Source organism: uncultured Pontibacter sp., from assembly GCF_947492645.1.
Taxonomy (GTDB): Bacteria; Bacteroidota; Bacteroidia; order Cytophagales; family Hymenobacteraceae; genus Pontibacter.
Genome location: NZ_CANLMZ010000015.1, coordinates 51,433 through 77,747, shown reverse-complemented (window position 1 = coordinate 77,747; position 26,315 = coordinate 51,433). Strand labels below are relative to the sequence as shown.

The following is a 26,315-nucleotide window of genomic DNA, read 5'->3' as shown; positions in this document are numbered from 1 at the left end:
GGTTTAGGCAAAGGCGCAAAGTATACTTTCTTTTTCTATACGACCCGTAGGTTTGGAGAAAGGTTGCATGTAAGCATCCTTATACTTCATGTTCCGGAGTCAGTTTAGCTTATCAAACTCCGTTTAGCATTTTTACCGTACCTTTGTATATCAACACAAAGTATACATTACCACCATGGCCGAAGAAGCAGAGAAAGAGATAACAACGTTCGAGGAATTTAAACTGAACAAGCAGTTGCTAAACGCCATTGCCGATGCCGGCTACGAAAAACCGACAGCTATACAACTGAAGGCTATTCCGGTTATAATGGGTGGCCACGATGTGATGGGCATTGCCCAGACAGGAACCGGCAAAACAGCAGCTTTCCTGTTGCCAATACTGATGAAGGTAAAGTATGCGCAAGGAGATAACCCACGAGCCATTATACTTGCCCCAACCCGCGAACTGGCGATGCAGATCGAGGAAAACATTACGCTTCTTGGCAAGTATACCGACCTGCGCCATACTGTAATTTACGGTGGCCTTGGCCCTAAAACTCAGATCGAGACGATAAATAAAGGCCTGGATATACTTGTTGCCACACCAAAGCGCCTGATGGAGCTATACTTAAAAGGCGAGCTTATACTTAAAGAAGTAAAAACGCTGGTGCTGGACGAGGCAGACAAAATGATGGACATGGGTTTTATGCCTCAGATTCGCCAGTTGCTGGAGGTGCTGCCGCGCAAACGCCAGAACCTGCTGTTCTCGGCTACCATGCACCCGAAAGTGGTAGAGCTGTCGGAGGAGTTTTTAGAATTTCCTACGCGCATAGAAGTAACGCCACAGGCCACGCCCGTAGAAACCGTAAGCCAGGTACTGTACCAGGTGCCAAACCTACGCACTAAAATTGCCATGCTGGAGTACCTGATTCAGGATAAGGAAGCTTTTAACCGTGTGATCATCTTTACCAGGAGCAAGAAAAATGCAGAAGATGTGGCCAAGTTTCTGGAGCGGCGCGAGTACGGCGAAGTACGCGCTATACACGGCAATAAAGGCCAGAACACGCGCATTAACTCCATGGAGGCTTTCAAGGGAGGCGATGTGCGCTTTTTGGTTGCAACAGACGTAGCTTCCAGGGGCATTGATGTAACCATGGTAAGCCATGTGATCAACTTTGATGTGCCGTTTGTGTACGAAGATTACGTACACCGCATTGGCCGCACAGGCCGCGCAGAAAACGAAGGTGCTGCCATTACCTTTGCCAACCCTGCCGAAATGTACCATATCCGGAAAATAGAGAACCTGATACGGATGCAGATACCGGAGGCGCCAATGCCGGCAGAGATCAAAATATATGAAACTCCTTTTGAGGAACAACAAGCCATAGCCCGCGATATAGACCATCAGAAGCGAAGCGCAAACCCTGACTTTAAAGGAGCTTTCCATGAGAAGCAGGGGCGGCATAAATCTAACTTCGAGAAAGGCAAGAAAAGCGGCGACCCTAAAAACTCCTTCTGGCAAAAAACCAAGAAGAAAGGCAGCAGGAAAAAGTAGCTTTATACTTGCTTTTGCAAAACGGCAGCGGCCCAAGTATAAAGTATACTTGGGCCGCTGCCGTTTAACATTATGCTATTAGTGTTTAAAAATACCGAAAGGCAATATCGCCAAGCTTAAAAACCATCAGGTTAAGCAAAGCACTCCATACAACGGCACTCCAAAGCATGTGTATAAAAATCTGCCTGCGGGATGCACCAAAGAGCGCAGCTACTATAGTGCCAAGTATCGGCGTGAAAATTACCGGTGTTAGAAAAGCCACTCCTACTACACCAAAGCTCTTCCAGATTTTGATGATGCGGCGGTTTTTTTTGCTGAATACAGGTTTATTCTGAGCTCTTTGCCGTGCTGCCCACCACCGCGAAAATGCCCTGCCTATGATAGAGAAAATAACAACAGTCGTCATCATGCCTGCAACCGTAAGCAGCACAGACTCCAGGTAAGTTAAGCCGGCAGATAACCCCGCTACAGGGCCTCCGATAAACTTGACCATACTTACCAGGTAAACCGACAAATATTTAAGAATCTCTACCAACTTAACGCAATATTTAGCATGCTACAACAGCACAAATCTGATGCACTTTACTATACGCAACTGCTCTAAGGTAAAGCACAAGTATAGCATCTTAATTAGAACAAGCCGCCGGCAGGCAAAACATCAGATTTTAGGCCCAAAGGCCAGATCTCCGGCATCACCCAGGCCAGGTACGATATACGACTTCTCGTTAAGCTTTTGGTCAAGGGCACCTAGCCATATATTGGCTTCTGGTATCTCCTGCTGCACATACGCAAGACCTTCCGGAGCGGCAATGGCAGCGGCAATATGCACCTGCACCGGTTTGCCGTGCCGCAGCATTCCCTTATACGATTTCACCAGCGACCGGCCAGTTGCCAGCATCGGGTCAGCCAGAATCAGAATTTTATCGTGCAGGTCCGTGGAGGCCAGGTATTCCATGTTTATCTGCAGCTCGGTGTTTTCTTCCTCTACCCGGTAGGCGCCAACAAACGTGCTGTATGCCTTATCAAAATAATTAAGCATGCCCTGGTACATCGGCAGGCCAGCCCGAAGTATAGTTGCCAGCACCGGCTGGTCGGCCAGCAACAAAGTTTGGGTTTCGGAAAGTGGCGTGGTTATACTTGCCTCTTTGTATGGCAGCGTTTTAGATATTTCGTAAGCCAGCAACTCCCCAATGCGCTCCAGGTTTCTTCTAAAGCGCAGGCTATCGCCTTGCACATGTATGTTGCGCAGCTCTGCCACATAGTGGTTTGCCAGCGAGGGTTTGTCTGTCAGGATGTAGAGATTGCTTCTTTCCATATAAGATACCAGGGAGTATGTTGTCGGGTTAAAGATAAATAGGTAACGGGCCCGGCACCAAAGTTAGCGTAAAATTTACCAACAGAGGGCACCATGCTTCCTTCAAAATCGAGTATACGATTACTACCCGCAAACCTTTGGATCATGCTGTCCAGGAGCAGCGTCATGGCTGCTGTGCGCCTGCCCTCTTCGCTTGCTCCGGATAGTAAAAAGATGATCCTGCCTGGCTCAAGTATAAAAAAGGCTGCTGCAATAGCCTCTCCTGCTGCGTTTACCACCTGCCACAGCTCTGCCTGCTTACGCTCCTTCAGCACCTCATACAGCCTTTCCAGCAGCTTATAGTGCTGGCTCTTTATTTCGGTAAGCTCTTTGCCTTTCGTGGACCGGAACAAGTTTATGAGCGTGTGGATGGTAGACAGCGGCGCTACTTTTATACTTTGCCGTTTGGCTTTGTTCAGTTTATGTCGGTTGCGGTAGTTTTTAAGCAGTTCTTCGTAGGGCGGCGCTAAAGAAAGAAGGTAGTTTGTACGCGCTGCTACTTTTAATGGCACAGGATGCTGGTTTATACCTTCGGTGTTGCTGCTGTTAAGCTGCAGGTAAACGCTTTTATACTTGGCGGGTATGAGCTGCAGGTAATCATTTATACTTTTATACTTGCTCTGGGGCGTAGAGAACAAGCCGAGTTGCTGCGTAAAGTATGGCTGCAGTATGCCCAACTGCCCATGGCGCCTGCCAAGCGGCAACGGAAACACCGACACATACTTGCCATCTTTCTCCTCCACCACAGCGTCCCAGCGCTTGCACACCGTGTTCAGGTACCACGAAAAGGCATAAACTATTCTTTCGGCAGAGGCCTCCACACAATCATTCCAGCTTTTTTCGTTTATCTCGTGGTGTGGCAGGTAGCGCAGCATGCATTCTTAGGGTTATTCTTGCTGCTAAAGTATAAATTAAGCGCGTTTTTACAGAACAATATTTTTATAAAAGACTACCTTCGCACTTTAAAAGCTCCTATTTCCCAAATGTTTTTATGATGAGAAGTATATACTGTGCTTTAACTATTGCACTACTCTCAGGGTTTGCTGCGCAGGCGCAGGATGTGTATGTGCCTTATAACCGCGATGTTTACCATTGGATTGACCGCTATCAGATAAAATACGGAGACCAGTTGCCAGCGCTGCATACAGCAGTTCGCCCTTTCGGGAGGCAGCAGGTAGCCGAGCTGGCTGAAATCAGCGCCCGCAATGCCCGTACCTCTGCAGACGAGTTTAACACGCAGTACCTGCTAAACGATAACTGGAACTATACTAACCAGGACAACAACCAAAGCGACAGGCCTGTTCTGAAATACCTCTACCAGAACAAAACCGACCTGTACCACTACGAGAGCAACGACTTTACCCTGCGCGTTAACCCTGTGCTGCACCTGGAGTTTGGCCACGACAACCAAAGCGATGGCGTGCGCTATGTAAACACACGCGGTGTGCAGCTGGAAGGCTCTATTGACGGGAGATTTGGATTTTATACTTTTATAGGCGAAAACCAGGCCCGCTTCCCGAGCTATGTAAACGACAGGATTGCGCGCGACGAGGCAGTACCGCACGAAGGCTTCTGGAAAAGATTTAAAGAGGATGGCTACGACTTTCTAACTGCACGCGGTTATTTAAACTATGCCCTGAGCAAGCATGTAGAAATACAGCTGGGCCACGACCGCCACTTTATCGGAGACGGTTACCGCTCTTTGGCTTATTCTGATTATGCGCCGCCGGCTTTTTTCTTAAAGCTAAACACCCAGGTTTGGAAGCTGCACTACATGAACTTGTTTCAGGAGCTGATCTCTGAATCGAACAGGAGCCAGGGCGGAGACAGGTTGCTTCCTAAAAAATATATGGCCCTGCACCGCTTAGGCTTAAATGTAACAGACAACCTGAACATTGGTGTTTTTGAGCAGGTAGTTTTTGCCCGTGAGAAAGGCCGCTTTGAGCTACAGTACCTTAACCCGATCATCTTTTACAGAGCCATAGAGCAGGCAGTAGGCAGCGAGGACAACGCCATGCTTGGCGCAGACTTCCGCTGGAACATCTACAACCGCGTGCAGCTGTATGGGCAACTGCAGTTGGATGAGTTTAAACTGAACGAGGTAAAAAGCGGCAATGGCTGGTGGGCCAACAAACAGGCAGGCCAGATCGGGGCAAAGTATATTGATGCTTTTGGCCTTAGCAACCTCGACCTGCAAGGCGAAATGAACATTATCCGCCCTTATACTTACCAGCACCGCAATACCGTAACCAACTACCAACACTACCGCCAGCCGCTGGCACACCCAATCGGGGCTAACCTGGCAGAGTTTATCGGCATTGTGCATTACCAGCCAATACCGCGCCTGATGCTGACCGGCAAGGCCATTGCCACACGTTTTGGCCAGGATATGGTTGTAGATGGCGATACGCTTAACTATGGTGGAAATGTGCTGCTGCCTTATACTACCCGTGTTTCTAATTACGGCAACGAAATTGGCCAGGGCATTACCACCAACCAGCTGCACCTCGATTTAACGGCTACTTACCAGTTCCGGCACAACCTGTTCGTGGATCTGAAGGGCATTATCAGAAAAACAGATGCCCAGGACAATACACTTGATAAAAATACAACTTACGCCACATTTGCCCTCAGGTGGAATATTCCGCAGCGATTGCATGAATTTTAGAGCCTGCAAAGTATAAACGCATGAGCAAAAGGTAGAGAGGCGACTTTCTACCTTTTGCTTTTCTACCTTTCTATCATTTATTAAGTATCTTTGCGCCGGGATCGGAAACGCCTTCCAAAATCAACTTAAGTATAACATAATCAGAATATTTACTGCCGTAGCCTCTGTTACGGCGGCAGTAGTTGTGGCCTAGTTTACAAGCATAGTGCAGCAGATGTGGCCACAGCAAGACATACGCCCATGAAGACATACCTTCGCATACTACAGTTTGCCAAGCCTTACAGCAGGTTTGTGCCTCTTTATACACTATACACGGTGCTCGGCATCATTTTCGGCATTTTCAACTTCACGCTGATCATTCCGCTGCTTGATACACTTTTCGGAACCATTGGAACCGGCGAATCTGGTGTTACAATTGTAACACAACAACCTGAATTTAGCTTCAGCATCGATTTCTTTAAAAATTTCTTTAGCTACTACTTCGGCCAGGTAATACAGAACAATGGCCGGGAAGGCGCTTTGCTTTTCGTGTGTATCATTGTTATCGTATCAATTTTTCTGGCTAACCTGTTCCGCTACCTGGCTTTCAGGATTGTAGGTGAGTTGCGGGCACATGTGGTAAAGAAAATGCGCCACGCCATTTACGAGCGTGTAACGCAGCTGCACCTAGGCTACTTTTCCAACGAGCGCAAAGGCGACCTGATGACACGCCTTACCGTGGACATACAGGAAGTGGAAAGCTCTGTGGTAAGCACCTTAACAACTGTTATCAGGGAGCCAATCTCCATTATTGCATTCTTTGCGGTGCTGTTTAGCATGTCGGTTAAGCTTACACTTTTTACACTTATACTTTTGCCGATATCAGGTGGCGTAATTGCGGGTATTTCCAAGCGGTTAAAGCGCAAGGCACAACAAGGCCAGGACTCGCTTAGCTTTATACTTACCATTATTGATGAAACCCTGAGTGGCCTGCGTGTTATTAAGGCATTTAACGCTGAGCCGTTTATACTTAACAAGTTTCATGACCAGAACAACCGTTACGCCCGCATACAGCGCTCTATTGCCAATAAACGCGACCTTGCTTCTCCGCTGTCTGAGTTCTTAGGTGTAACAGTAGTGGCTGGTCTTTTATACTTTGGTGGCAACATGGTTTTAAACCAGGAGTCAGAGCTATCTCCTGCCGAGTTCATTACCTACATCATACTTTTCTCGCAGGTACTGGTGCCGGCAAAAGCAATGTCGGCCTCATTTAGCAACATACAGCGTGGCCTTGTATCCGGCGACAGGGTGCTACAGGTAATCGACATGGTACCTCAGATTGTGAACAAACCTGATGCAAAGGTGCTGCCCGAGTTTAAGCACAGCGTAGAGTTTATGAACGTAAGCTTTGGCTACGGCGATAAACCTGTGTTAAAAGACATCAACTTTACTATAGAAAAAGGTAAGACAATAGCCCTTGTTGGTCCTTCGGGTGGCGGCAAGTCTACATTAGCAGATTTGATACCACGCTTCTACGACCCAACAGCCGGTGCCATACTTATTGATGGCCACGACATCCGAAATTACACTATGGAGTCGGTGCGTGATAAAATGGGCGTGGTAACGCAGGAGTCTATACTTTTTAACGATACCATCTTCAACAACATCGCCTTTAATAAGACCGATGCCACTATGGATGAGGTAATTGCTGCAGCTAAAATTGCCAACGCCCACGAATTTATCATGAACACCGAGGCAGGTTATCAAACCTTAATTGGTGACCGAGGCGGCAAACTTTCCGGCGGCCAGCGCCAGCGCCTAAGTATAGCACGCGCCATACTTAAAAACCCTCCTATACTTATACTTGATGAAGCCACTTCGGCATTGGACACGGAGTCGGAGAAGCTGGTGCAGGAGGCGCTCACTAACCTGATGAAGAACCGTACCTCTATCGTTATCGCCCACAGGTTAAGTACTATACAGCATGCCGATGAGATTTTAGTACTTCAGGAAGGGCGCATTATAGAGCGAGGCACCCACGAAGAATTGCAGCAAAACAGCGGACTTTACGCGAAACTAACGCAGATGCAACTTACCGCATAACGGATAAATAGCATTATTCTAAAACTAAAGGTAGGCATATCAATGAATTAACAGCAAGCATTACGAAATAGCCATATTTATCTGTAGATTTAAGTAAACGTATTGTTGCACTTATAAATCGCATTAAAGCATGAGAGCACTTAAATCTATACTTAGGCTATTTGTAATCGGATATATTGTGTTTACAGTTTTGCTGCTTACAACCATACTAAACGAAAACACGGTATTTGATATTCGTACTGAAGAGCAGGTACTGTTACTGTACAAAACGTTGGTAGCAGTTGGTGGTGTGCTGATGTTGGCAAAAGTGGTGGTAAACAGGCTTTATATTGCTGATTTGAAGCACGAGCAGCACCTGGCCCAACTTAAGATAAATGAATTGAAAGCTGACCTTTACGAAAAGCGTCAGGAATTTAGAAGCAACAACCATAGGCCGAAGGCTATAGAACCCGAGGCAGCATATTTAAAGCAAGCATGACCGCTAAAACCATATTGGCAGAATTAACGCAGGCACAAGAAGTGCTTAGCGCTTTTTCATCAGACTCAAATAACATTGCCGCCATTGAGCAAGCCGCCGAAGCAATGGCAGCATCGGTGCAGCAAGGTGGCAAGATACTTAGCTGCGGCAACGGCGGCTCGATGTGCGATGCCATGCACTTTGCCGAGGAACTTACCGGCCGCTACCGCGAAGACCGCAAAGCTATACCAGCCATTTCTATATCAGACGTAAGCCACATGAGCTGCGTAGGCAACGACTACGGCTATAATTCTGTTTTTTCCCGTTACATAGAGGCACTTGGCAACAACGGCGACATACTGCTAGCCATCAGCACCAGCGGCAACTCAGCCAATGTGCTTAAGGCAGCAGAGGCCGCAAAGGCAAAAGGCATGAAGGTAGTAGGCTTAACAGGTAAAGACGGTGGTAAACTTGCCCCTCTTTGCGATGTAGAAATCAGGGTGCCTCACTTTGGCTTTGCAGATCGTGTGCAGGAGATTCACATTAAGGTTATTCACATACTTATACTTTTACTTGAACAGAAGTTAGTTTAGCGCTACCAACACGATAGGGAGCGGTTGCACAAAGGCTGTGCAACCGCTTTTTTGTTTTAACCTGGTATTTATACTTCAGCCGCCACCAAACAGGAAGTATACGTATGTGCGTGGAGCACCAAAGATGACAATGAACATGAAAAGCATTCCATCCTTTATACTATTAACAATACTTTGCCTGGCCTCCTGCCAAAGTCGCGACAACACAAACTAGGAAGTACCCGCACGCACCGCTACCGACACAGCCATTGCACAAACCGCAGCGCCACAACCCCTTGACTCAGCTTACCTCATCATCCCCGGCGAGGGCATAGGCAAAGTTAAAGTCGGGATGCAGAGCCAGGAACTGAGCGCTGTATTGGGAAAGCCCGATAGCACAGATGCAGCGATGGGCAAGGCATTGCTTTATTGGGTCAGCCAAAGCCAGCCGCTGCACTACCTGGTGGTATATACTGAAGCTGATTTCGGGAGTGACGAACCTGTGCCGACGGTAAAGCAGCTACAGGTAACTTCTCCGCAGTTCCAGACAACAGGTAAGATCAGTACTGGCGCACCACTACCTAAGATAAGGGAAGCATACAGCAACTTAAAACCGATAGCTTATTACCAAAACGATGCGCGGCAGCGGGTATATGTTTTCGATGAGCAGCAGCAAGGTATAACCTTTGAAGTTACATTACCAGACAGCATATGTACTGCCATTACCATACATGAAAAAGGCAAGATGATAAAAGGAACCTATCTGCCCGTGCATCCCGATATGACTGTAATCAAGTAACCGCAGCACCGGCAGCTAAACAGTAAGTGCCCGGCAAAGGGCTGTTTTCTTAATTTAGCGCGATATGTAGAACTTTGTAGCTTTGTGTAGTGTTGCGGCACGTAAAACCATCAAGCAAAACAAACTACAAAATGCTCATAAAAACGTACGGTAGCGCTGTTCAGGGTGTCAATGCCTATACTATCACCATAGAGGTAAACGTAAGCGCAGGCACCAAGTATGTATTGGTAGGGTTACCAGACAATGCCGTTAAAGAAGGCGAGCTTCGCATTGAGTCGGCGCTAAAGCAGTATAACTATAAAATGCCGCGCCAGAAAGTAGTTATCAACATGGCGCCTGCCGATATCCGAAAAGAAGGCTCTGCCTACGACCTGCCTATTGCCATGGGCCTGCTGGCTGCCTCTAACCAAATAAAACCAGATGCCGTTTCGCAGTACATGATCATGGGAGAGTTGTCGCTGGATGGTTCCCTGAGACCGATAAAAGGCGTGCTGCCCATCGCCATACAAGCACGTAAAGAAGGTTTTAGAGGCATTATACTTCCAGCACAAAATGCACAGGAAGCTGCCATTGTCAATAACCTGGACGTGATCGGAGTAAGCAATATCCTGGAAGCCATAGAGTTTCTGGATGGCCGACGCATAATAGCGCCTCTGGTTATCGATACCCGTGAAGTTTTCCAGAATACAGTAGACCTATATGCCGCTGACTTTGCCGACGTGCAAGGACAGGAAAACATTAAGCGTGCTTTAGAGATTGCAGCAGCCGGCGGCCATAATGTGATCATGATCGGCCCTCCGGGTGCAGGCAAAACCATGCTGGCCAAGCGCCTGCCATCTGTACTGCCTCCGCTCTCCATGCACGAAGCCCTGGAGACAACTAAAATACACTCCGTGGCAGGCAAACTTGGCGAAACATCCTCGTTGCTGACTACTCGCCCTTACCGCGCGCCACACCACACCATTTCTGACGTTGCCTTGGTAGGAGGAGGTGGTATTCCGCAGCCCGGCGAAATATCATTGGCACACAATGGCGTACTTTTCCTGGATGAGTTGCCAGAGTTTAAGCGTACCGTGCTGGAGGTAATGCGCCAACCTTTAGAAGAACGTCGTGTTACTATTTCAAGGGCTAAAACCACACTCGACTTCCCGGCTAATTTTATGCTGATAGCAAGTATGAACCCCTGCCCGTGCGGTTACTACAACCATCCAGAGAAAGAATGTGTATGCGGCCCGGGCGTAGTGCAGCGTTACCTGAATAAAGTAAGCGGCCCTTTACTAGACCGGATAGACCTGCATGTAGAAGTTACACCTGTAACTTTTGACGAGATGACCGCTACCCGAAAATCTGAAGAAAGCGCTACCGTGCGTGAGCGTGTGGTTAAGGCAAGGGATAGACAGACTGACCGTTTCAAGGAAATGCCACAGGTACACTCCAACGCCATGATGCCCTCGCAAATGGTAAAAGAAGTATGCCAGATAAACGATGCCGGACGCACACTTTTGAAAACAGCCATGGAAAGATTGGGTCTTTCTGCAAGAGCCTATGACCGCATTTTAAAAGTAAGCAGAACAATTGCTGATTTAGCTGACAGCCAGGATATTAAAATTGAACATTTAGCAGAAGCTATTCAGTATAGAAGCCTGGATAGAGAAGGTTGGGCTGGATAACCCAATGCAATGTTAAGCTACTGTTAAATAGCTATCTATGCATATTAAGCGGCATTTTGTGCCGCTTTTTTTGTGCACTAAATATTAGTCCCCGTTTATACTTTGCCTGAGTTCATGGCCTCAAAACTTGCATCATGTTTTAGACTTTTAACGGATCTCCTCGTAATAGGAGGCATACATTAGGCGTTAGCAAACCGAATGTAACACTATTGTATAAATTATTTAACACGTTTAAAATTATGAAAAAGACACTTATCCTATTCATGCTTGCATTAGTAACTACTGTTACCGCTCAGGCGCAGATGCAGGCACCAAGCATTGGAATACGAGCCGGTGCCAATTATTCTGGTTTTTCCGGCGATGATGTTGATAACCTGGACAGGATGTTTGGTTTCCATGCAGGTATAACTTCGCAATTTTATTTAACTAGTGACAACTTCTTTGCTATTCAACCAGAAATACTGTTTTCCAAAAAAGGTGCAGAATCAGAGGATAATAACAGCAAGATCAAAATCAGCTACCTAGATGTGCCTGTACTTGCACGCGTAAACGCTGGTCCGTTATACTTTGAGGGTGGCCCGCAGGTATCGTTCAGGATTGGCGGCGACGTTGAGGCTAACGGTCAAAATGTGATCGATGATCTGGACATGTTCAAGAGAACCAGTTTCGGATATGCCGCCGGTATCGGACTTGCAACTCCGCTTGGTGTAAGCGTTGGTGTTCGATATAATGGTGATGTTTCAAAACTTTGGGACGATGATAACGTTTCAGATGCTAGAAACAACGTATTTATGTTAACTCTGGCCTACATGTTTAGTGGCAGGTAATTGCGGATTGTCTTTAGTATAAAATATAAACTATGGAATAGAAAAGCCCCCGGAGCGGGGCTTTTCTATTTTACCTGGCACTCCTGCAGCGTATGAAATGGCAAACTTCTACCTTAAGATTATACGGTAAAAGGCCTCATGCAATCTACAGGAAGCATGTTCAAAACCAGGCCTGCCAAAAACTAATCTTAAAAAAATCGCCTCACAACCTTTTATAAATTAACCTGTTATCAAATTAACAAAAGCATTAGGCTTGTATATATAGGCTATCTATATGTTTTGGCCTGTTTGTTGCTAATTGCTACCATGCATGCAACCTTGCTGCAGTTGGCTAACCCTAAAACAACAATTAGCTGATTGCAGCCACATTTAAAATTTGTAACCGATTTTCAACCAAAACTTATTCAGTTAACCGTATAATGGTCGATTAACGAGCGTTATTTAAACAACTCAAGATTATGAAGAAGCTATTATTTGTATTTTTATTTGCCCTTGTAAGCGTATCGTTTGCACAGGCGCAGTCAATCGGTATCCGAGGTGGAGCAAACCTTTCTAACCTGTCGGGAGACCTCCGCAACGAAGACCGCTATGAAAACAAAGTTGGTTTTCATGCTGGCCTTACTTTGAACTTCGGTATTGTGAGCGATTTTTTCTCTATACAACCAGAATTACTTTACACGAACAAAGGCTTTAAAAACAGCGATACAGAATTTACTACGCCACTTGGCGACTACAGGCGTACAGGCAAGGTAAACTATAATTACCTGGAACTGCCTTTACTTGCACGCATAAAAGCTGGCCCAATCTACTTCGAAGGCGGTCCACAGGCATCATACCTGCTTAGCGTGAACAACGAGACAAAGGAATATTTTAATGGCAACTTACAGTCATCTACCACTACAGAGAGAGACAAAGATGGCCTGAAAGACTTTGAACTAGGTTACGCAGCAGGCATAGGACTGGCATCAAGAGGTGGCCTAAGTATAGGTTTGCGCTACAGCGGCAGCTTTACTGATTTTGTAGACAAAAACGCAGAGGATTATTTTGAAGGTGACTTGACAGATGCGCGTCATTCCACTATCATGCTGACACTTGGGTTCACTATTCCATCTGGCAGATAACAACGTATAACCAGCTTAGTTAAAGAGCCAGCCTTACCGTGTGTAGGGCTGGCTCTTTTGTTTTTACCAGTTCCTTCGTCAACAAATTTATACTTGCACTAGTAAAACCAAGTGCACACCTCTCTATTTACTATACATTATGAAAAAGACACTTCTACTCCTGCTGTTCATACTTTTTGCAGTACAAGCACAAGCTCAATTTGCCCGCTTCGGGGCCAAGGTTGGAGGCGGTTTTACCAGGGCACAAGGCGATGACGGATCTTCTAGTGTTACAAACCCCCTGGCTGGTTTCCATGCAGGTTTTATTGGGAGTTATGAGTTTGTATCAAGGCTGGCTTTGCAGGCAGAGTTGCAGTACGACCAAAAAGGCTTTACTTACGATGGCTATTTGATAAACGCCGCTGAAGCATTGATCGACGATCACCGCCTGCACTATGTAACGCTACCTGTTATGCTTAAAATACAGAAAGGCGGCTTGTTTGCAGAGGCCGGGCCATACGTTGGTTACCTTGTAGCAGAAACAACTAAAGTAAACGTTATTGATCAGGCAAGTATAAATGAGCCAGAACCTTTAATATTCGGGGAGTACCCGCTAAGTTTAAACGATTTCGAACGTTGGGACTACGGCTATACTGCAGGCATTGGCATACAATTGGACAGCGGACTTTTTATGAGTGTGCACAATACCGGTGGCTTTAAGTCTTTCTCTAAAGAACTGGACCAGAAAAATTTTGGCTTTAAGCTAAGTATAGGTTATTTGCTAGGCTCACGGTTGCCATAAGTATACAAACGAAAAAGCCCGCTACTTATAGCGGGCTTTTTCGTTTGTATACTCATAGTACCTACTTTTTCATCTCAGCAAAGTGCTTGTAGAACATCGGTATTGTTTCGATGCCTTTCATGTAATTAAATATGCCGAAGTGCTCGTTAGGAGAATGTATCGCATCCGAGTCCAACCCAAATCCCATCAGCACAGAATCCAGGCCAAGCTCTGATTTAAACATTGCCACAATCGGAATAGAACCACCGCTACGAACTGGAATCGGCTTTACGCCAAATGTTTCTTCGTAAGCTTTGGCAGCGGCCAGGTAAGCCACAGAATCTGTTGGCGTAACTACAGGCTCTCCGCCATGGTGCGGCTTTACCTCAACTTTTACACTTGCAGGCGCTATACTTTCAAAGTGCTTCTTAAACTTCTCTGTGATTTCTTCAGAGGTCTGGTTAGGCACCAGGCGCATCGAGATTTTAGCAAAAGCCTTTGACGGAATAACTGTTTTAGCTCCCTCGCCGGTATAGCCACCCCATATGCCATTTACATCAAGCGTTGGACGGATGGAATTGCGTTCCATCGTTACATATCCATCTTCGCCGTGAACATCACCTAGATCAAGTGCTTTCTTATACTTGTCCAGGTCAAAAGGAGCGCGGGCCATCTCAGCGCGTTCTTCTCTGCTTAGTTCCTCTACATTGTCGTAAAAACTAGGTATGGTAATGTGGTTGTTCTCGTCGTGCAGCGAGGCAATCATCTGGCAAAGTATGTTTATTGGGTTGGCTACAGCACCGCCGTACAAACCAGAGTGCAGGTCGCGGTTAGGGCCTGTAACTTCTACCTCTACATAACTTAAGCCGCGCAAGCCAGCCGTAATAGATGGCGTGTCGTTGCCCAGCATGCCTGTATCTGATATCAGGATCACATCGCCTGTTAATCTGTCTTTGTTCTCTTTAACAAAAGTAGCCAGGTTCACAGAGCCCACTTCCTCTTCGCCTTCAATCATGAACTTAACGTTGCAGGTTAGCGTGCCCGTCTGCATCATGGTTTCGAAAGCCTTTACGTGCATGTACATCTGCCCTTTATCATCGCAGGCGCCGCGTGCGTAAATGTTACCGTCTTTTATAACTGGCTCGAATGGAGGCGAGGTCCAAAGCTCGTAAGGGTCTGCTGGTTGTACATCATAGTGACCGTAAACAATAACGGTTGGCAGGTTCGGGTCTATTATTTTCTCGCCGTATACTACAGGGTTGCCCGCTGTCTCTACCAGCTCCACGTTGTCTGCACCGGCATCTATCAGGCGCTGCTTCACAAACTCAGCTGTGCGCATTACATCCTGCTTAAACTTGGCATCGGCGCTTACAGAGGGTATGCGCAGCATGTCCAGCAACTCGTTTATAAAACGGTCTTTGTTCTCGTTGATATATTGGTTTACCATAGCTAGTGGTTACGTTTTGGTTTTGACTTAAAGTTACAAAAAAAAGCCACCCTTGCAGTAAAGAGTGGCTTTTTAGCTGATGGTTATACTTTGTACCTTATTTTTTGCGTCCTATACCAATGTTAGCCTTGCTTTCTTCGCCGGCTATCAGTCGGTTTATGTTTTTACGGTGCGTTAACACCACTACTGCAAAAAGTATAAATCCGAATATAATCAGGATAGGGTTATCCGGGTGAAAGCGCGGGTGCAAAAGCAACAGCATCGGGAAGGCAAGTGCTGCAATCATAGATCCCAGTGATACATAACGTGATGTAAACAGCACAACCACAAAGATAACCATGCATACCAGCGCCACTTCAGGCTGAATGGCCAGCATCATACCTAAAAGTGTGGCTACTCCTTTACCGCCTTTAAAGCGCTCGTACACCGGAAATATATGCCCTACTACAGCCAAGGCACCAAACAGCAACTGGAAAAAGACCAGGTTTTGTACCGGAACTGCATCAAAAACAACCAGCAAACCGGCTAAAGAGGTAGCTGCCCAACCTTTAAAAATATCGATCAGCATAACAATGGTGCCCGGCTTTTTACCTAGCACCCTGAATGTATTAGTGGCTCCGGAGTTTCCGCTGCCGTGCTTTCTTATGTCTATGCCGTAATAAACTTTGCCCAACCAAACAGCTGTACAAATAGAACCGATTAAGTATGCTACTACGGCTAATATTGCTATCAACAAAAAATTCATGTGTAATCTAATCTTTATCCCTGATGGGTGCCCTTGTATCTGCTAAACGTAAAAGATTTAGTTTATACGATGTTTTAGCAGAAACAAGCCCAAATATAGGTAAAACTTAATTTAAACGCTAAAATCAAGTATATTCCATACTATATACGCTTCGTTTAAGGCTAGTGGTTTAGTTGTTATTTTCTGTGTTTTCCTCAAACGGGTCGTTTTTATCTTTTTTGCGTTTCTTTTTTTTCTCCTTTCCGGCCGGTTCTTCCTCAGGATAATTCACGTTACTTGCTGGTAGTGCATTTGCGGGCTGCCCGGCAGCAACTTTAAAACCATCCTCTCCATTCAGGTAATTTTTGCGGAAATGCTCCAGAAAAGTATTCTTGTCTATGTCGCTGCCTTCGTAAACACCATAGTTTGATGATGCTCCGCGACTACCCTTAGCCTTTGAGCGCACCTGCTTGTTTAGCTGCTCATCTGCAGAATAAATGGTAAGCGAGTTTTCCAGAAAGCTGATATAGTACCATGCATTAGGGTTTGCCTGTAAGTATAAATTAACTGCCGGCTCGCCGTTCATGTCCTGCCTGATTTCCAGGTAACCGTTTAGCTGCGCGTTTATATCTTCTTTAAGCATGCTGGCCACACTTATTTTACCAACGCTGTACCAGGCCTTCAATTCATTAGACCATCGTAAGTCTGCTTTATTGATAACGATACTGCGCAACAGCTTTTTAGATAATTTAGGCAGAGGCACATATTCCATAGCAGCACCATACTGCCTTGCTTCTCTGTCGCCAATAAATTCGGCTAGTTTATACATCGTGGCTTCGCTCTTATCAAGTGCTTCGCCGGTGCCTCCTACATTTTCTTTCAGCGAAGAGGCCATCGTATTCAGAATACTGGAATGCGCGGAAAGATCGAAAGCCATAAAAGCATCAAGATTGTAGCGGCTGCTGTCTACGTTGGCATCGCCGCTGCCAGATGCTTCAATGTTGAAGTTTTTCATCTGCTTTACCAGGTTCAGCTTTCCCTCAAATCTAACCGTGTTTGAGGCTTCATTATAAAGCAGCATGTTACCTTCGTAAGAATCCTGGTAAGCACGTCCTTCTCTGCCCATCTTAAACTCAGACTTCTCTTTGTTATAAGATAAAAGCCCATCTACTACAAACAGGTCAAGGTCTTCCATATCCTGCTTTTTAGACACGAACGTGTTGTACAGTTTAGAACTTCCCCTGGAAATGTGCAGGCCAGTATGAAGTGGTGTTCCGTCAGCTGCCTTTGGTTTCGTGATCGGGATACGAACGTTTGCCGGGTTTAGAGAGTCTTTTTTATAGGAGAACCAGTCAGAGTCTGCCGGGTTACCGGTAAAGTTAAGCTTCAGGTCGCCCTCAAAGTCAAAGTGCTCTTTGGGTGCGTGCATCATAATTTTACCGCGGTACAGAATTCTCGGGAAAATATAGAACTGGCTCTTCTCATCGGCCTGGGCCTCTGCAAAAGTATAGATTGGCTTTTTCTTGCCACGCGGGTTGCCATACACGTAGTTCGTGAAAGTAAGCTTAAACGAGTCGGAGGCTGCATTAAAATAATCATGTACTGCTGTTCCTTTAAAGGCGTTCCGCGAGAGCACATCAATATTACCTGCATACATTTTGTGGTATTGCTGCAGCGTATCGGCAATAACCTTGGCATTGCGTAGTGTTTTAATGGTAGCATCGCCGGCAACAGCCACTTTACCGCTATCAGGAACTACATAAGAGTCTCCGACTGTAATGTAAGGCACACCGCCAGCAAGTATGGTGTTGGCCTTAAGGTCGTACTCGCCACTTGCTGCGGCAAACTGCAGCCCCTCCTGTTGCGGGTGCTGCGAGTAAAACCAGTTTTTGTTTCCGTTCTCGTCGGCTTTAAGGCTTACGCGTTGCTTGTTCATGTCCCAGCGGGCACTACTCATAGATGTGGTGTACTGTGCATGCGGGAATTCTATACTTGCGGCTCCCTTCACTTCGCTTTCAAAATCTACCATACCTTTAACCAGGTCATACTCAAAAGCCATATCCTTTGCTTTAATGGCCGGACGCCCCGCTCTATCGGATTTAGCAACTAAGGTGGCGTGGTTGCCGCTAAGGTTACGCTGCTTAAAGTGCAGCTCTGCTGATGTTACGTTTGCCACAGGGTTATCTACTACGCCTGCCCCGTATAAACCACCCGGTGCCAGTTTGGCTACGCCTTTAAAAGAGAACTCTTCCTTGTACACTTTCATTGGCTCCTTCTGCGTCTGTATGTACATTGTGTCAGACTGCGGAAGCCAGTTCATGTGGTAATCGGATACTTTAGCCACCGGGAATTTAGTGCCTCCTAGTGTGCCCTCGGCTATTTCGGCGGTTTTGCCGACTTTAGTAACAACGGCATTTTTATAGTAAGTATAAACCGGCGCATGTAGTGTTGCGGTAAGATAAGTAAGCTTGCCCTTGCTCTGTATACCGCTAGAGCTCATCATAATGGTATCATACGCTACACCCTTGCCTCCAAAAGCTGCCAGCCCTTTGGCTCCCGGCTGGTAATAAAAGCCCAGCGTTTCGTCGGGCATCATCATTAGCTTTGTTTTGATAGGCGGGAAAATACCTCCGGAGTTAAACGTACCATCAAACCCGATTACATTCTTGCCTGAGGCCAAACTATCGAGTTTAAACGGCGGCATATCAAAGTATACGGTGCTGTCGTAGGCGCCTCCGGCAACATCTGGTCTTGCAAAAGCTACCTGTGCACCTACCGGCGCATCAAACTTAGGGTAGTCAGCAAAGTATTCTTTTCCTGACTTATTGTTTGGCTTGTTAATGTAAAGCTTGCCCGAGATGGCTCCATTTTTACCGGTAAGCACCTGGTCTGTTACCTCACCGCCCTCTGCCCTACGCTTCCGAGACATCAAGGCTACGGTGTCCAGTTTGGTCAGGTCTATAGAGAACTCATCATAATTAAACTTGAACTTAGAGCCTTTAAAGGCAAGGCTACTGGCAAACACCTGCCCATCAAATTCGATATCGCGGTTTTTAAGAATGTGTACTTCGCTTTTTGTAGGTAATATATATACACTCGCTGTATCGTTATTGAAAGAGATCCTCTCCACGCCACGCACCGTCAGTTTATTATCGGCCAGATTTAGGGTAGCGTTTTTTCCGGATGGCACCAGAGATTTAATGATCAGGTGGTCGTAATCGTTAATGTTACGCGAAGACCGAACATAGTGCCACGCTTTTTCCTTCATCTCTATGTACCCGGTTGATGGGTCGTAGTTGATGTAGCCGGCATGTTGCATGGCAAGCGAAGCTTCTTTTATAGATTTTTCGTTTAGCTTAGTGGTACGGGCAACATCTGAAGTATAAAATGTGTTGCTCTTGGCCTTTGCTGCATGCCCTACCAAAATCTGCAAGGGATGGAAAGGCGCAATGCCCACTAATTGCTGATACCGGTTATTTGAGTAGTAGTGAGAAGATTCAATCTGGACAGGCATCAGAGCCTTTGAGTTGATGATGGAAAAATCAATGTCCTGCGAACGCAAATCCCAATGCAGCCTTTCTGCTGTTATTTCCAGCTTATGGAATGTATCGAAAAACGGAGTGCGGGCATATGGCCCCTTGTCTTTGGTGAGCGTTAGCACCTGCATGGGTTTTGAGTAGCGCAGCTGCATGGCTGGGTGCGTAAGCGAGTCTTTTTGCTGATAAATAGCTACCGATGCCAGGTTTGCCATAATCAGCGAATCGTTTATAGTATAATTACGCGCCTGAGAACGAAACTTACGTTCCCCGCCATTAGACACTACAATTTCCGATAAGCTATTATCAAGTGGTTTACTGCCGATCAAATCGCCAATCATCGAAAAGCCGCCCGTGTAGGTTATGTTATCGCCAAGTGTCTTCAGCTTTGCATCATTCGTAAACGAGAAGAATTTTGGATAGGGGTACTGACTTGTTTTGCGTTTACCGCTTATCCACTCCATGGCACCATCTACGGGAGTAGCCAGAACTGAGGGGTAAGATACTGTTACATCAGGCGCCTTAAAGCCTGCAAAAGATGTGTTAAAGCTATACTTCCGGATTTCAGCAGAAGCAGGAGCGCCATCAGCCTGCCAGTCAAAAGTACCGCCTTCGCCAACAAAAGTGTTTGTAGCCAACATTAATTGGCCATGTGTTTTATTGATGCCTGTAGAATCCCAGGGGGTAACGAAGGTAAGGTTAACATTTTCCAGCTTTAGTACGGGACCACTAACTTTAGGCTGTGCCGGTATAAACTGGCGTTTAATGCTTTCTTTGCGGTTTTTTTCGTTTTTCTTCTTATCCTCTTTTTTTGGAGCCGGTGCAATAACGCCCCAACCATCGTCTTCAATCAGCTCACCGTTTGCGTTCACTTCATCGTCCCAGGAGGTGCCCCAGCCATCTTCTGCTTTGGCACCCTCTGCTGGTTTACTGGCACCCTCATAAGCAAAGCTAAAGCTGCCACCGGAGGCATTCAGTTTATAGTATGTGTTCTGGTAAATGCGGTTGGTGTTCAGGTATAAGCTGGCTGTGCTCAGGAAACTCTCCAGGTGTTTGCCATCTTCGTTCTGCACAGTTTTAGCAATCACCTCCAGCATATTGTCCAGTTGCTTACCGCGCATGTTCTGGCTGTTTACGCCAGCCGTAACCATAACAAAGAACTGTTCAAAGTGCGGATTCACACGCATGCGCTTGCGGTACAGCTCCTGGGTAATGTCAATAATCTCTTTTTGCTGATTTTTTGTAAGCGTGCCGCTGTTCCAGACAGCATCCAGATCAGCGGCAAGCTTTTCGGCATTCGTCGCTTTACCCGTAATCAACATCGCCTTCACCTCCGTCACAAAATCATCAGGCTTTCCAGAAATTTTGGATTGCGCCTGCGCCACTATTATCGATATAAAAAAGAAAAAGGGTAAAAGTTTATGCCTCATAGCAGTAAGGTTAAAATATTAGCTTGCTTTAAAAATCGCCGACACCCAATTGTTTTTAACCCGGTGCGAGATGTAAGTTAATTCTAATTCAGATGCCCGTTCCTGTATAATGGGCAGGTCCTCGGTATAAAATCCGCTTAGCAGCAGCCAGCCTTCCGGTACAAGTACAGCTTTATAGGCAGGCATGTCTTCTAGTAAAACGTTGCGGTTGATGTTGGCAAGTATAAGGTCGTATGGCTTATCGCCGTTTATCGTTTCGGCACCGCCCAGGCGCACATCTATACTTCCGTAACCGTTTAGCGCAGCATTTTCGCGGGCATTCTCTACAGTCCAGTCTTCTATTTCTACGGCTACAATCTCAGATGCGCCCAGTTCGCCGGCCATTATCGCCAGTATGCCGGTACCACAACCCATGTCCAGCACACGCTTGTTCTGGTGGTCCAGCGTCAGCTGGTTCTCTATCATCAGCGTGGTAGTTTCGTGGTGGCCCGTGCCAAACGACATTTTAGGATTGATCACGATATCATACTTCGCATTGGCAGGCTTTTCGTGAAACGAGGCTCTTACCGATACCTGATCGCCGATAAACAAAGGCTCGAAATTGCGTTCCCATTCCTCGTTCCAGTTCTGGCGCTCTATCTTCTGCGTAGTGTATGCTACCTGCACAAAAGCATTGTACCTTTCAAAAACCTCCTTCAGGGCCTCCTCCGAGAAATCATCCTCATCAATGTAAGCGCTAAAACCATCTTCTGTTTCCACAAAAGCATCAAAGCCAAGCTCTCCGAGCTCGGCTGTAAGTATGTCCGCATAATCTGCGTCAACTTTAAGGGTAACTTCTATAAAATCCATATTTGTATTATTCGCGGCAAGCAGCAAACGAGCGCACGTTGGTAAAATGCACGCTAAAGTCTGCAAAGTTGCGGTTGTCAGTTACATATAGTATGTGGTCGGCAAACGCTTTCTTGGGTGTAAGATACCAAATTGCTGTAGCATCGGCAAAAAGTTTATTATTCTCGCGGTATACTACCATATTGGCAAAAGCCTCGTCTTCGTTCAGGTAAACGGTGTAAGCGGCTGTGTTTTTATACTTTGGATCTCGCTCCAGGTATACGGCACCGTAAATACCGCAGTAATCGCGGGCTACGGCAGCGTTTTTAACAGGTGCAGGGCCCACTTCCTTTGCCAGCAGCAGGGGCATTAAAGCGAACCAAAGCGTTACTAAAATTTGCATCTTTAAAGTTACTCAAATTAACATTAATCAAAACAAAAAAAGGCTGCCAACTTAAGTAGTCGGCAGCCTTTTTTTGTTTATATGCTACTTAGAATGACTTGATTATATCTGTAAAGTCACGCGATTTAAGCGATGCCCCACCAATCAGACCTCCGTCTACATCTTCCTGGGAAAACAGTTCTTTTGCATTGCCCGGGTTGCAGCTGCCACCATAAAGTATACTTGTGTTAAAGGCTGCTTCTGCATCAAACATCCGCGACAGTTGCTCACGAATATAAGCGTGCATTTCCTGAGCCTGCTGGCTGCTGGCCGTGCGGCCGGTACCAATAGCCCAAATTGGCTCATAGGCTACCGTTACCTGGTCAAACTCTTCGTTGCTTAAGTATGACAGGCTATCGTTCAGCTGCTTGCCCACATACTCAAAATGATTGTCGGCATCACGCTCTTCCAATGGTTCGCCGCAGCAGAAAATAGGTTTCAGGCCTTGCGCAATGGTAGCCTTCATTTTTTTGTAAAGTGTCTGGGCATCTTCGTGGTGGTACATGCGGCGCTCACTATGGCCAATGATCACGTACTCTGTACCCACAGACTTAAGCATACTTGCTGATACCTCTCCGGTAAAAGCGCCGCTTTCGTGCTCGCTTACATTTTGAGAAGCAAGGTGCATCAGATCGTTGCCGTGCGTAAGCTTGCCTACGCTTTGCAGGAACGGGAACGGAGGAGCAATGATTACAGTCACATCGCCGTTTACTTCATCTTTCACCATGTTATCAATCTCCGATACCAGCGAAAGCGCCTCCTCGTAGGTTTTGTTCATTTTCCAGTTGCCTGCAACAATTCGTTTTCTCATGTTTTATACTTTGATGTTGATTTTATACTTGGTTTACAGTCTCCGCTGCTTTACGGCAAGTTAGCAAATTATGGTTTATACTTTATTTTATACTTATAGTAAAAGTACAGGCGCTGCGGGTGCTGCTTAACCTCCCTTTCACCAGATTTTACAAGATGACACAGAGACAAGGCCTGAAATATGGTAATTGAAGTATGTATTCGTTAAATCTCCACTACTTGGGTAAACAGAGGCAGAGGTAGTTGAACCTGGCACCTCAGAAAGCAAAAAGCCGCTGCATTTTGCTTACAGCGGCTTTTTATACTTCATTTTATACTTATACTACAACCTGGTCTTCAGGAAACGGGCAGTATGGTTATCCTCCAGCTTCGCCATATCCTCAGGTGTGCCCTCAAACAACAGGTACCCACCGTTTGTGCCACCTTCCGGGCCAAGGTCTATAATCCAATCGGCAGTTTTGATGATATCCATGTTGTGCTCGATGATAACTACAGTATTGCCATTCTCAATCAGCGCGTTGATGGATGTAAGCAGCTTGCTGATATCGTGGAAGTGCAGGCCGGTACTTGGCTCATCAAATATAAACAGGATGTTCTCCTGGTGTGGCTGTGCGCCTTTGGTAAGGAAAGATGCCAGTTTTACGCGTTGCGCCTCGCCACCGGATAATGTATTGCTCGATTGCCCCAAGCGGATGTAGCCTAAACCCACATCATTTAGCGGCTTCATTTTCTCTATGATTTTTGGCTGGTCTACAAAGAACTGGATACTATCGGCAATGGTCATGTCCAACACTTCTGATATGCTTTTCTCTTTATACTTTACATCCAGCACATCCTGCTTAAAGCGCTGGCCATGGCAGCTCTCGCAAGTAAGGTAGATGTCAGCCATAAACTGCATCTCAATCTTCACCTGCCCCTCGCCCTGGCAGACTTCGCAGCGGCCGCCTTCTATATTAAAGGAGAAATGGGATGGCTTAAAACCACGCGATTTTGCCACCGGCTGATCTGCATACAAAGTACGGATGGCATCGTAGGCTTTGACATACGTTACCGGGTTTGAGCGCGACGACTTACCGATCGGGTTCTGGTCCACAAACTCCACGTGTTCAATCTTGCTGTAGTCGCCGGCTAGTTTATCGAACTTACCTGTGGCCTCTGATGAAGAACCGTGCAGCTTTTGCATGGCAGGCGCCAGTATTTTTTTGATAAGCGTAGATTTACCTGACCCACTCACACCTGTCACCACCGTCATCACGCCTAAGGGCACTTTAACGCTCAGGCTTTTAAGGTTATTTTCTCGTGCTCCGAAAACCTCGATCGCATTGCGCCATTTACGACGCTGCACCGGCACCGGCACCTCCATTTTACCAGATAAGTACTTCGCCGTATAGGTGTCGGCACTTTGAGTCATTTCTTCAAAAGTACCCTGAAACATCAGGTTGCCACCACCAGAACCAGCCTCAGGGCCAATATCAATCAATTGGTCTGCGGCGCGCATCATTTCCTCTTCGTGCTCTACCACAATTACGGTATTGCCCAGTTTCTGCAGCGTTCGGAGTACACTAATAAGTTGCTCAGAGTCTTTGGGGTGCAGGCCTATACTTGGCTCATCCAGGATGTACATAGAGCCCACCAAGGCGCTACCAAGCGATGTCGCTAAACTTATACGCTGGCTTTCGCCACCAGATAAAGTGTTAGAAAGACGGTTAAGTGTTAAATATCCAAGCCCCACACGCACCAGGTAGCCTAAACGGTTGGTAACTTCCGTAACAAGGCGATCAGCCACTTTTTGCTCGTGCTCTGATATCTCCAGGTTCTCGAAAAAGGCTAGTACCTGTGTTATCGGCATCAGCACCAGGTCAGTTATACTTTTGCCGCTTACTTTCACGTAACTGGCATCTTTGCGCAATCGCGAACCTTTACAGTCGGGGCAGGCGGTGCGGCCACGATAGCGCGACAACAGCACGCGGTACTGAATTTTATGCGTTTGCTGCTGCACAAACTTGAAGAAGTCGTTCAGACCTTCAAAGTGATTGTTGCCGGTCCAAAGTAATTCTTGCTCCGCCTCCGAAAGCTCGTTGTATGGCCTGTGAATGGGAAAGTCAAAACGGATGCCGTTTTTAAGCAGCGGCTGTAGCCACTCGTTCATTTTATCGGAGCGCCATGGCGCTACCGCTCCTTCATATACTGTGAGGCTTTTATCAGGTATAACCAGATCAGGGTCTATACCAAGTACACTACCAAAGCCCTCGCAGGTCTGGCAGGCACCGTATGGGTTGTTAAAGCTGAAGAAGTTTACAGAAGGCTCCTCGAACAGAATGCCGTCCAACTCAAATTTATCTGAGAAAACACGTTCTTCACCATCACCATACTTTACGCGGCACTCACCATGCCCTTCAAAAAAGGCAGTCTGCACCGAGTCGGCAATTCTGAACTGCAGGTCTTCATCAGACTTATAGATAACAGCGCGATCAATCAGAATATATACTTCTTTGCCTAGTTTAGGGCTTTTCTGCTCCAGCAGCTCCTCAATAAAGTATACTTCGCCGTTGGCATAAATACGAGAATAACCTTTCTGCAAAAGCAAATCCAGTTCTTTGGCCAAGGTACGCTCTTTGTGCTGTAGCAGCGGCGCCAGTATCATAACACGGGCTTCATCCTCCAGCGAGAAAATAAAGTCTACCACATCAGCCACAGAGTCTTTCTGCACCACCTCCCCGGACACCGGCGAATATGTTTTGCCAATGCGCGCAAACAGCAGCTTCAGGTAATCATAAATCTCGGTGCTGGTGCCAACGGTAGAGCGGTTGTTCTTTATACTTACCTTTTGCTCAATAGCAATAGCCGGACTAATTCCTTTGATGTAATCTACATCAGGTTTATCCATACGCCCCAGGAACTGGCGCGCATAAGAGCTAAGGCTCTCTACGTACATGCGCTGCCCTTCGGCATAAAGTGTGTCAAAGGCCAGGGAGGACTTACCCGAGCCTGACAGCCCCGTAACCACTATAAATTTATTGCGCGGCAGCGCCACACTCAGGTTTTTTAAGTTATGCACCCGTGCCCCTTTGATGATAATATGCTGGCGCGCATCGAGTTCGTCGAGGTTATAATCTGGAATATTTGCCATAAAAGCAGCGACCGTAACAGCAGGCATTCACCTGGTGCATCAGCCTTTTTTCTCTTTAGATAATTTTGTAAAGTTACAAATAGCTTCCCTCTTTTTTAAAGCGAATATCAAACCTGGCTAAAAT

The 26,315-nt window shown here is 46.4% G+C and carries 21 protein-coding genes; 11 read left to right on the top strand and 10 right to left on the bottom strand.

From position 1 onward, the window contains the following. Positions 1-175 precede the first annotated feature (175 nt). A complete protein-coding gene (locus Q1A23_RS18455; protein ID WP_299826174.1) occupies positions 176-1,534 on the top strand; it encodes a DEAD/DEAH box helicase in 1,359 nt (452 codons plus the stop codon). 85 nt (positions 1,535-1,619) lie between these two features. Here Q1A23_RS18455 and Q1A23_RS18450 read toward each other — a convergent pair whose 3' ends face one another. From Q1A23_RS18450 to Q1A23_RS18440, 3 genes are all read right to left on the bottom strand, one after another. Beyond that, complete coding sequence (locus Q1A23_RS18450) at positions 1,620-2,027, bottom strand: hypothetical protein (protein WP_299826172.1); 408 nt, start codon at positions 2,025-2,027, stop codon at positions 1,620-1,622. A 165-nt stretch (positions 2,028-2,192) separates the two neighbouring features. Continuing rightward, the gene (gene upp / locus Q1A23_RS18445; RefSeq protein ID WP_299826170.1) at positions 2,193-2,849 is read right to left on the bottom strand and encodes a uracil phosphoribosyltransferase; all 657 of its coding nucleotides are present in this window, start codon (positions 2,847-2,849) and stop codon (positions 2,193-2,195) included. Then, a complete protein-coding gene (locus Q1A23_RS18440; protein ID WP_299826168.1) occupies positions 2,822-3,763 on the bottom strand; it encodes a GNAT family N-acetyltransferase in 942 nt (313 codons plus the stop codon). The genes upp and Q1A23_RS18440 overlap by 28 nt, the downstream gene beginning before the upstream one ends. Before the next feature lie 116 nt (positions 3,764-3,879). Between Q1A23_RS18440 and Q1A23_RS18435 the strand changes: the two genes are divergently transcribed. The 10 genes from Q1A23_RS18435 (at position 3,880) to Q1A23_RS18390 (ending at position 13,865) form a co-directional block, all read left to right on the top strand. Beyond that, positions 3,880-5,556: a hypothetical protein gene (locus Q1A23_RS18435; RefSeq protein ID WP_299826166.1), complete on the top strand. Its 1,677-nt coding sequence runs from the start codon at positions 3,880-3,882 to the stop codon at positions 5,554-5,556. Positions 5,557-5,796: 240 nt separating this feature from the next. Next, on the top strand, positions 5,797-7,638 hold the full coding sequence (locus Q1A23_RS18430; RefSeq protein WP_299826164.1) for an ABC transporter ATP-binding protein: 1,842 nt from the start codon (positions 5,797-5,799) through the stop codon (positions 7,636-7,638). Between the two features lie 130 nt (positions 7,639-7,768). After that, entirely contained in the window at positions 7,769-8,116 is a 348-nt protein-coding gene (locus tag Q1A23_RS18425) for a hypothetical protein (RefSeq protein WP_299826162.1), read from the top strand. Then, positions 8,113-8,688: a D-sedoheptulose 7-phosphate isomerase gene (lpcA, locus tag Q1A23_RS18420; RefSeq protein ID WP_299826160.1), complete on the top strand. Its 576-nt coding sequence runs from the start codon at positions 8,113-8,115 to the stop codon at positions 8,686-8,688. Before Q1A23_RS18425 ends, lpcA begins: the two co-directional genes overlap by 4 nt. Before the next feature lie 37 nt (positions 8,689-8,725). Continuing rightward, a complete protein-coding gene (locus Q1A23_RS18415; protein ID WP_299826158.1) occupies positions 8,726-8,902 on the top strand; it encodes a hypothetical protein in 177 nt (58 codons plus the stop codon). A gap of 117 nt (positions 8,903-9,019) precedes the next feature. Further along, complete coding sequence (locus Q1A23_RS18410; protein ID WP_299826156.1) at positions 9,020-9,466, top strand: hypothetical protein; 447 nt, start codon at positions 9,020-9,022, stop codon at positions 9,464-9,466. A gap of 131 nt (positions 9,467-9,597) precedes the next feature. Then, entirely contained in the window at positions 9,598-11,136 is a 1,539-nt protein-coding gene (locus tag Q1A23_RS18405; protein ID WP_299826154.1) for a YifB family Mg chelatase-like AAA ATPase, read from the top strand. 239 nt (positions 11,137-11,375) lie between these two features. Next, positions 11,376-11,963 carry a porin family protein gene (locus Q1A23_RS18400; RefSeq protein ID WP_299826152.1) on the top strand — a complete coding sequence of 196 codons (588 nt, stop codon included), beginning with the start codon at positions 11,376-11,378 and terminating at the stop codon, positions 11,961-11,963. A gap of 458 nt (positions 11,964-12,421) precedes the next feature. Beyond that, positions 12,422-13,084, top strand: a complete 663-nt coding sequence (locus Q1A23_RS18395) for a porin family protein (RefSeq protein WP_299826151.1) — start codon at positions 12,422-12,424, stop codon at positions 13,082-13,084. Positions 13,085-13,223: 139 nt separating this feature from the next. Further along, positions 13,224-13,865 carry a porin family protein gene (locus Q1A23_RS18390; RefSeq protein WP_299826149.1) on the top strand — a complete coding sequence of 214 codons (642 nt, stop codon included), beginning with the start codon at positions 13,224-13,226 and terminating at the stop codon, positions 13,863-13,865. Between the two features lie 61 nt (positions 13,866-13,926). Here the strand turns inward: Q1A23_RS18390 and Q1A23_RS18385 are convergent, their stop codons facing one another. The 7 genes from Q1A23_RS18385 to uvrA all read right to left on the bottom strand — a co-directional run bounded on the left by Q1A23_RS18385 (position 13,927) and on the right by uvrA (position 26,191). Then, positions 13,927-15,291 (bottom strand): dipeptidase, encoded by a 1,365-nt coding sequence (locus tag Q1A23_RS18385; protein WP_299826147.1) that lies wholly within the window; start codon positions 15,289-15,291, stop codon positions 13,927-13,929. A gap of 97 nt (positions 15,292-15,388) precedes the next feature. Next, positions 15,389-16,036: a glycerol-3-phosphate 1-O-acyltransferase PlsY gene (gene plsY / locus Q1A23_RS18380; protein WP_299826145.1), complete on the bottom strand. Its 648-nt coding sequence runs from the start codon at positions 16,034-16,036 to the stop codon at positions 15,389-15,391. A 169-nt stretch (positions 16,037-16,205) separates the two neighbouring features. Beyond that, entirely contained in the window at positions 16,206-20,981 is a 4,776-nt protein-coding gene (locus Q1A23_RS18375; protein ID WP_299826143.1) for a hypothetical protein, read from the bottom strand. Between the two features lie 18 nt (positions 20,982-20,999). Then, positions 21,000-21,830, bottom strand: a complete 831-nt coding sequence (gene prmA / locus Q1A23_RS18370) for a 50S ribosomal protein L11 methyltransferase (RefSeq protein ID WP_299826141.1) — start codon at positions 21,828-21,830, stop codon at positions 21,000-21,002. 7 nt (positions 21,831-21,837) lie between these two features. After that, on the bottom strand, positions 21,838-22,212 hold the full coding sequence (locus Q1A23_RS18365; RefSeq protein ID WP_299826139.1) for a hypothetical protein: 375 nt from the start codon (positions 22,210-22,212) through the stop codon (positions 21,838-21,840). A gap of 88 nt (positions 22,213-22,300) precedes the next feature. Next, positions 22,301-23,062: a triose-phosphate isomerase gene (tpiA, locus tag Q1A23_RS18360; RefSeq protein WP_299826137.1), complete on the bottom strand. Its 762-nt coding sequence runs from the start codon at positions 23,060-23,062 to the stop codon at positions 22,301-22,303. Positions 23,063-23,383: 321 nt separating this feature from the next. Next, positions 23,384-26,191, bottom strand: a complete 2,808-nt coding sequence (uvrA, locus tag Q1A23_RS18355; RefSeq protein ID WP_299826135.1) for an excinuclease ABC subunit UvrA — start codon at positions 26,189-26,191, stop codon at positions 23,384-23,386. Positions 26,192-26,315 lie beyond the last annotated feature (124 nt).

Coding starts and splice junctions, on each gene's coding strand:
- Q1A23_RS18435 (WP_299826166.1), top strand. CDS start 3,880: ATGATGAGAAGTATATACTGTGCTTTAACTATTGCACTACTCTCAGGG.
- upp (WP_299826170.1), bottom strand. CDS start 2,849: ATGGAAAGAAGCAATCTCTACATCCTGACAGACAAACCCTCGCTGGCA.
- uvrA (WP_299826135.1), bottom strand. CDS start 26,191: ATGGCAAATATTCCAGATTATAACCTCGACGAACTCGATGCGCGCCAG.
- Q1A23_RS18430 (WP_299826164.1), top strand. CDS start 5,797: ATGAAGACATACCTTCGCATACTACAGTTTGCCAAGCCTTACAGCAGG.
- Q1A23_RS18400 (WP_299826152.1), top strand. CDS start 11,376: ATGAAAAAGACACTTATCCTATTCATGCTTGCATTAGTAACTACTGTT.
- Q1A23_RS18410 (WP_299826156.1), top strand. CDS start 9,020: ATGCAGAGCCAGGAACTGAGCGCTGTATTGGGAAAGCCCGATAGCACA.
- Q1A23_RS18405 (WP_299826154.1), top strand. CDS start 9,598: ATGCTCATAAAAACGTACGGTAGCGCTGTTCAGGGTGTCAATGCCTAT.
- Q1A23_RS18455 (WP_299826174.1), top strand. CDS start 176: ATGGCCGAAGAAGCAGAGAAAGAGATAACAACGTTCGAGGAATTTAAA.
- Q1A23_RS18395 (WP_299826151.1), top strand. CDS start 12,422: ATGAAGAAGCTATTATTTGTATTTTTATTTGCCCTTGTAAGCGTATCG.
- Q1A23_RS18365 (WP_299826139.1), bottom strand. CDS start 22,212: ATGCAAATTTTAGTAACGCTTTGGTTCGCTTTAATGCCCCTGCTGCTG.
- prmA (WP_299826141.1), bottom strand. CDS start 21,830: ATGGATTTTATAGAAGTTACCCTTAAAGTTGACGCAGATTATGCGGAC.
- tpiA (WP_299826137.1), bottom strand. CDS start 23,062: ATGAGAAAACGAATTGTTGCAGGCAACTGGAAAATGAACAAAACCTAC.
- lpcA (WP_299826160.1), top strand. CDS start 8,113: ATGACCGCTAAAACCATATTGGCAGAATTAACGCAGGCACAAGAAGTG.
- Q1A23_RS18450 (WP_299826172.1), bottom strand. CDS start 2,027: ATGGTCAAGTTTATCGGAGGCCCTGTAGCGGGGTTATCTGCCGGCTTA.
- Q1A23_RS18385 (WP_299826147.1), bottom strand. CDS start 15,291: ATGGTAAACCAATATATCAACGAGAACAAAGACCGTTTTATAAACGAG.
- Q1A23_RS18390 (WP_299826149.1), top strand. CDS start 13,224: ATGAAAAAGACACTTCTACTCCTGCTGTTCATACTTTTTGCAGTACAA.
- Q1A23_RS18440 (WP_299826168.1), bottom strand. CDS start 3,763: ATGCTGCGCTACCTGCCACACCACGAGATAAACGAAAAAAGCTGGAAT.
- plsY (WP_299826145.1), bottom strand. CDS start 16,036: ATGAATTTTTTGTTGATAGCAATATTAGCCGTAGTAGCATACTTAATC.
- Q1A23_RS18375 (WP_299826143.1), bottom strand. CDS start 20,981: ATGAGGCATAAACTTTTACCCTTTTTCTTTTTTATATCGATAATAGTG.
- Q1A23_RS18425 (WP_299826162.1), top strand. CDS start 7,769: ATGAGAGCACTTAAATCTATACTTAGGCTATTTGTAATCGGATATATT.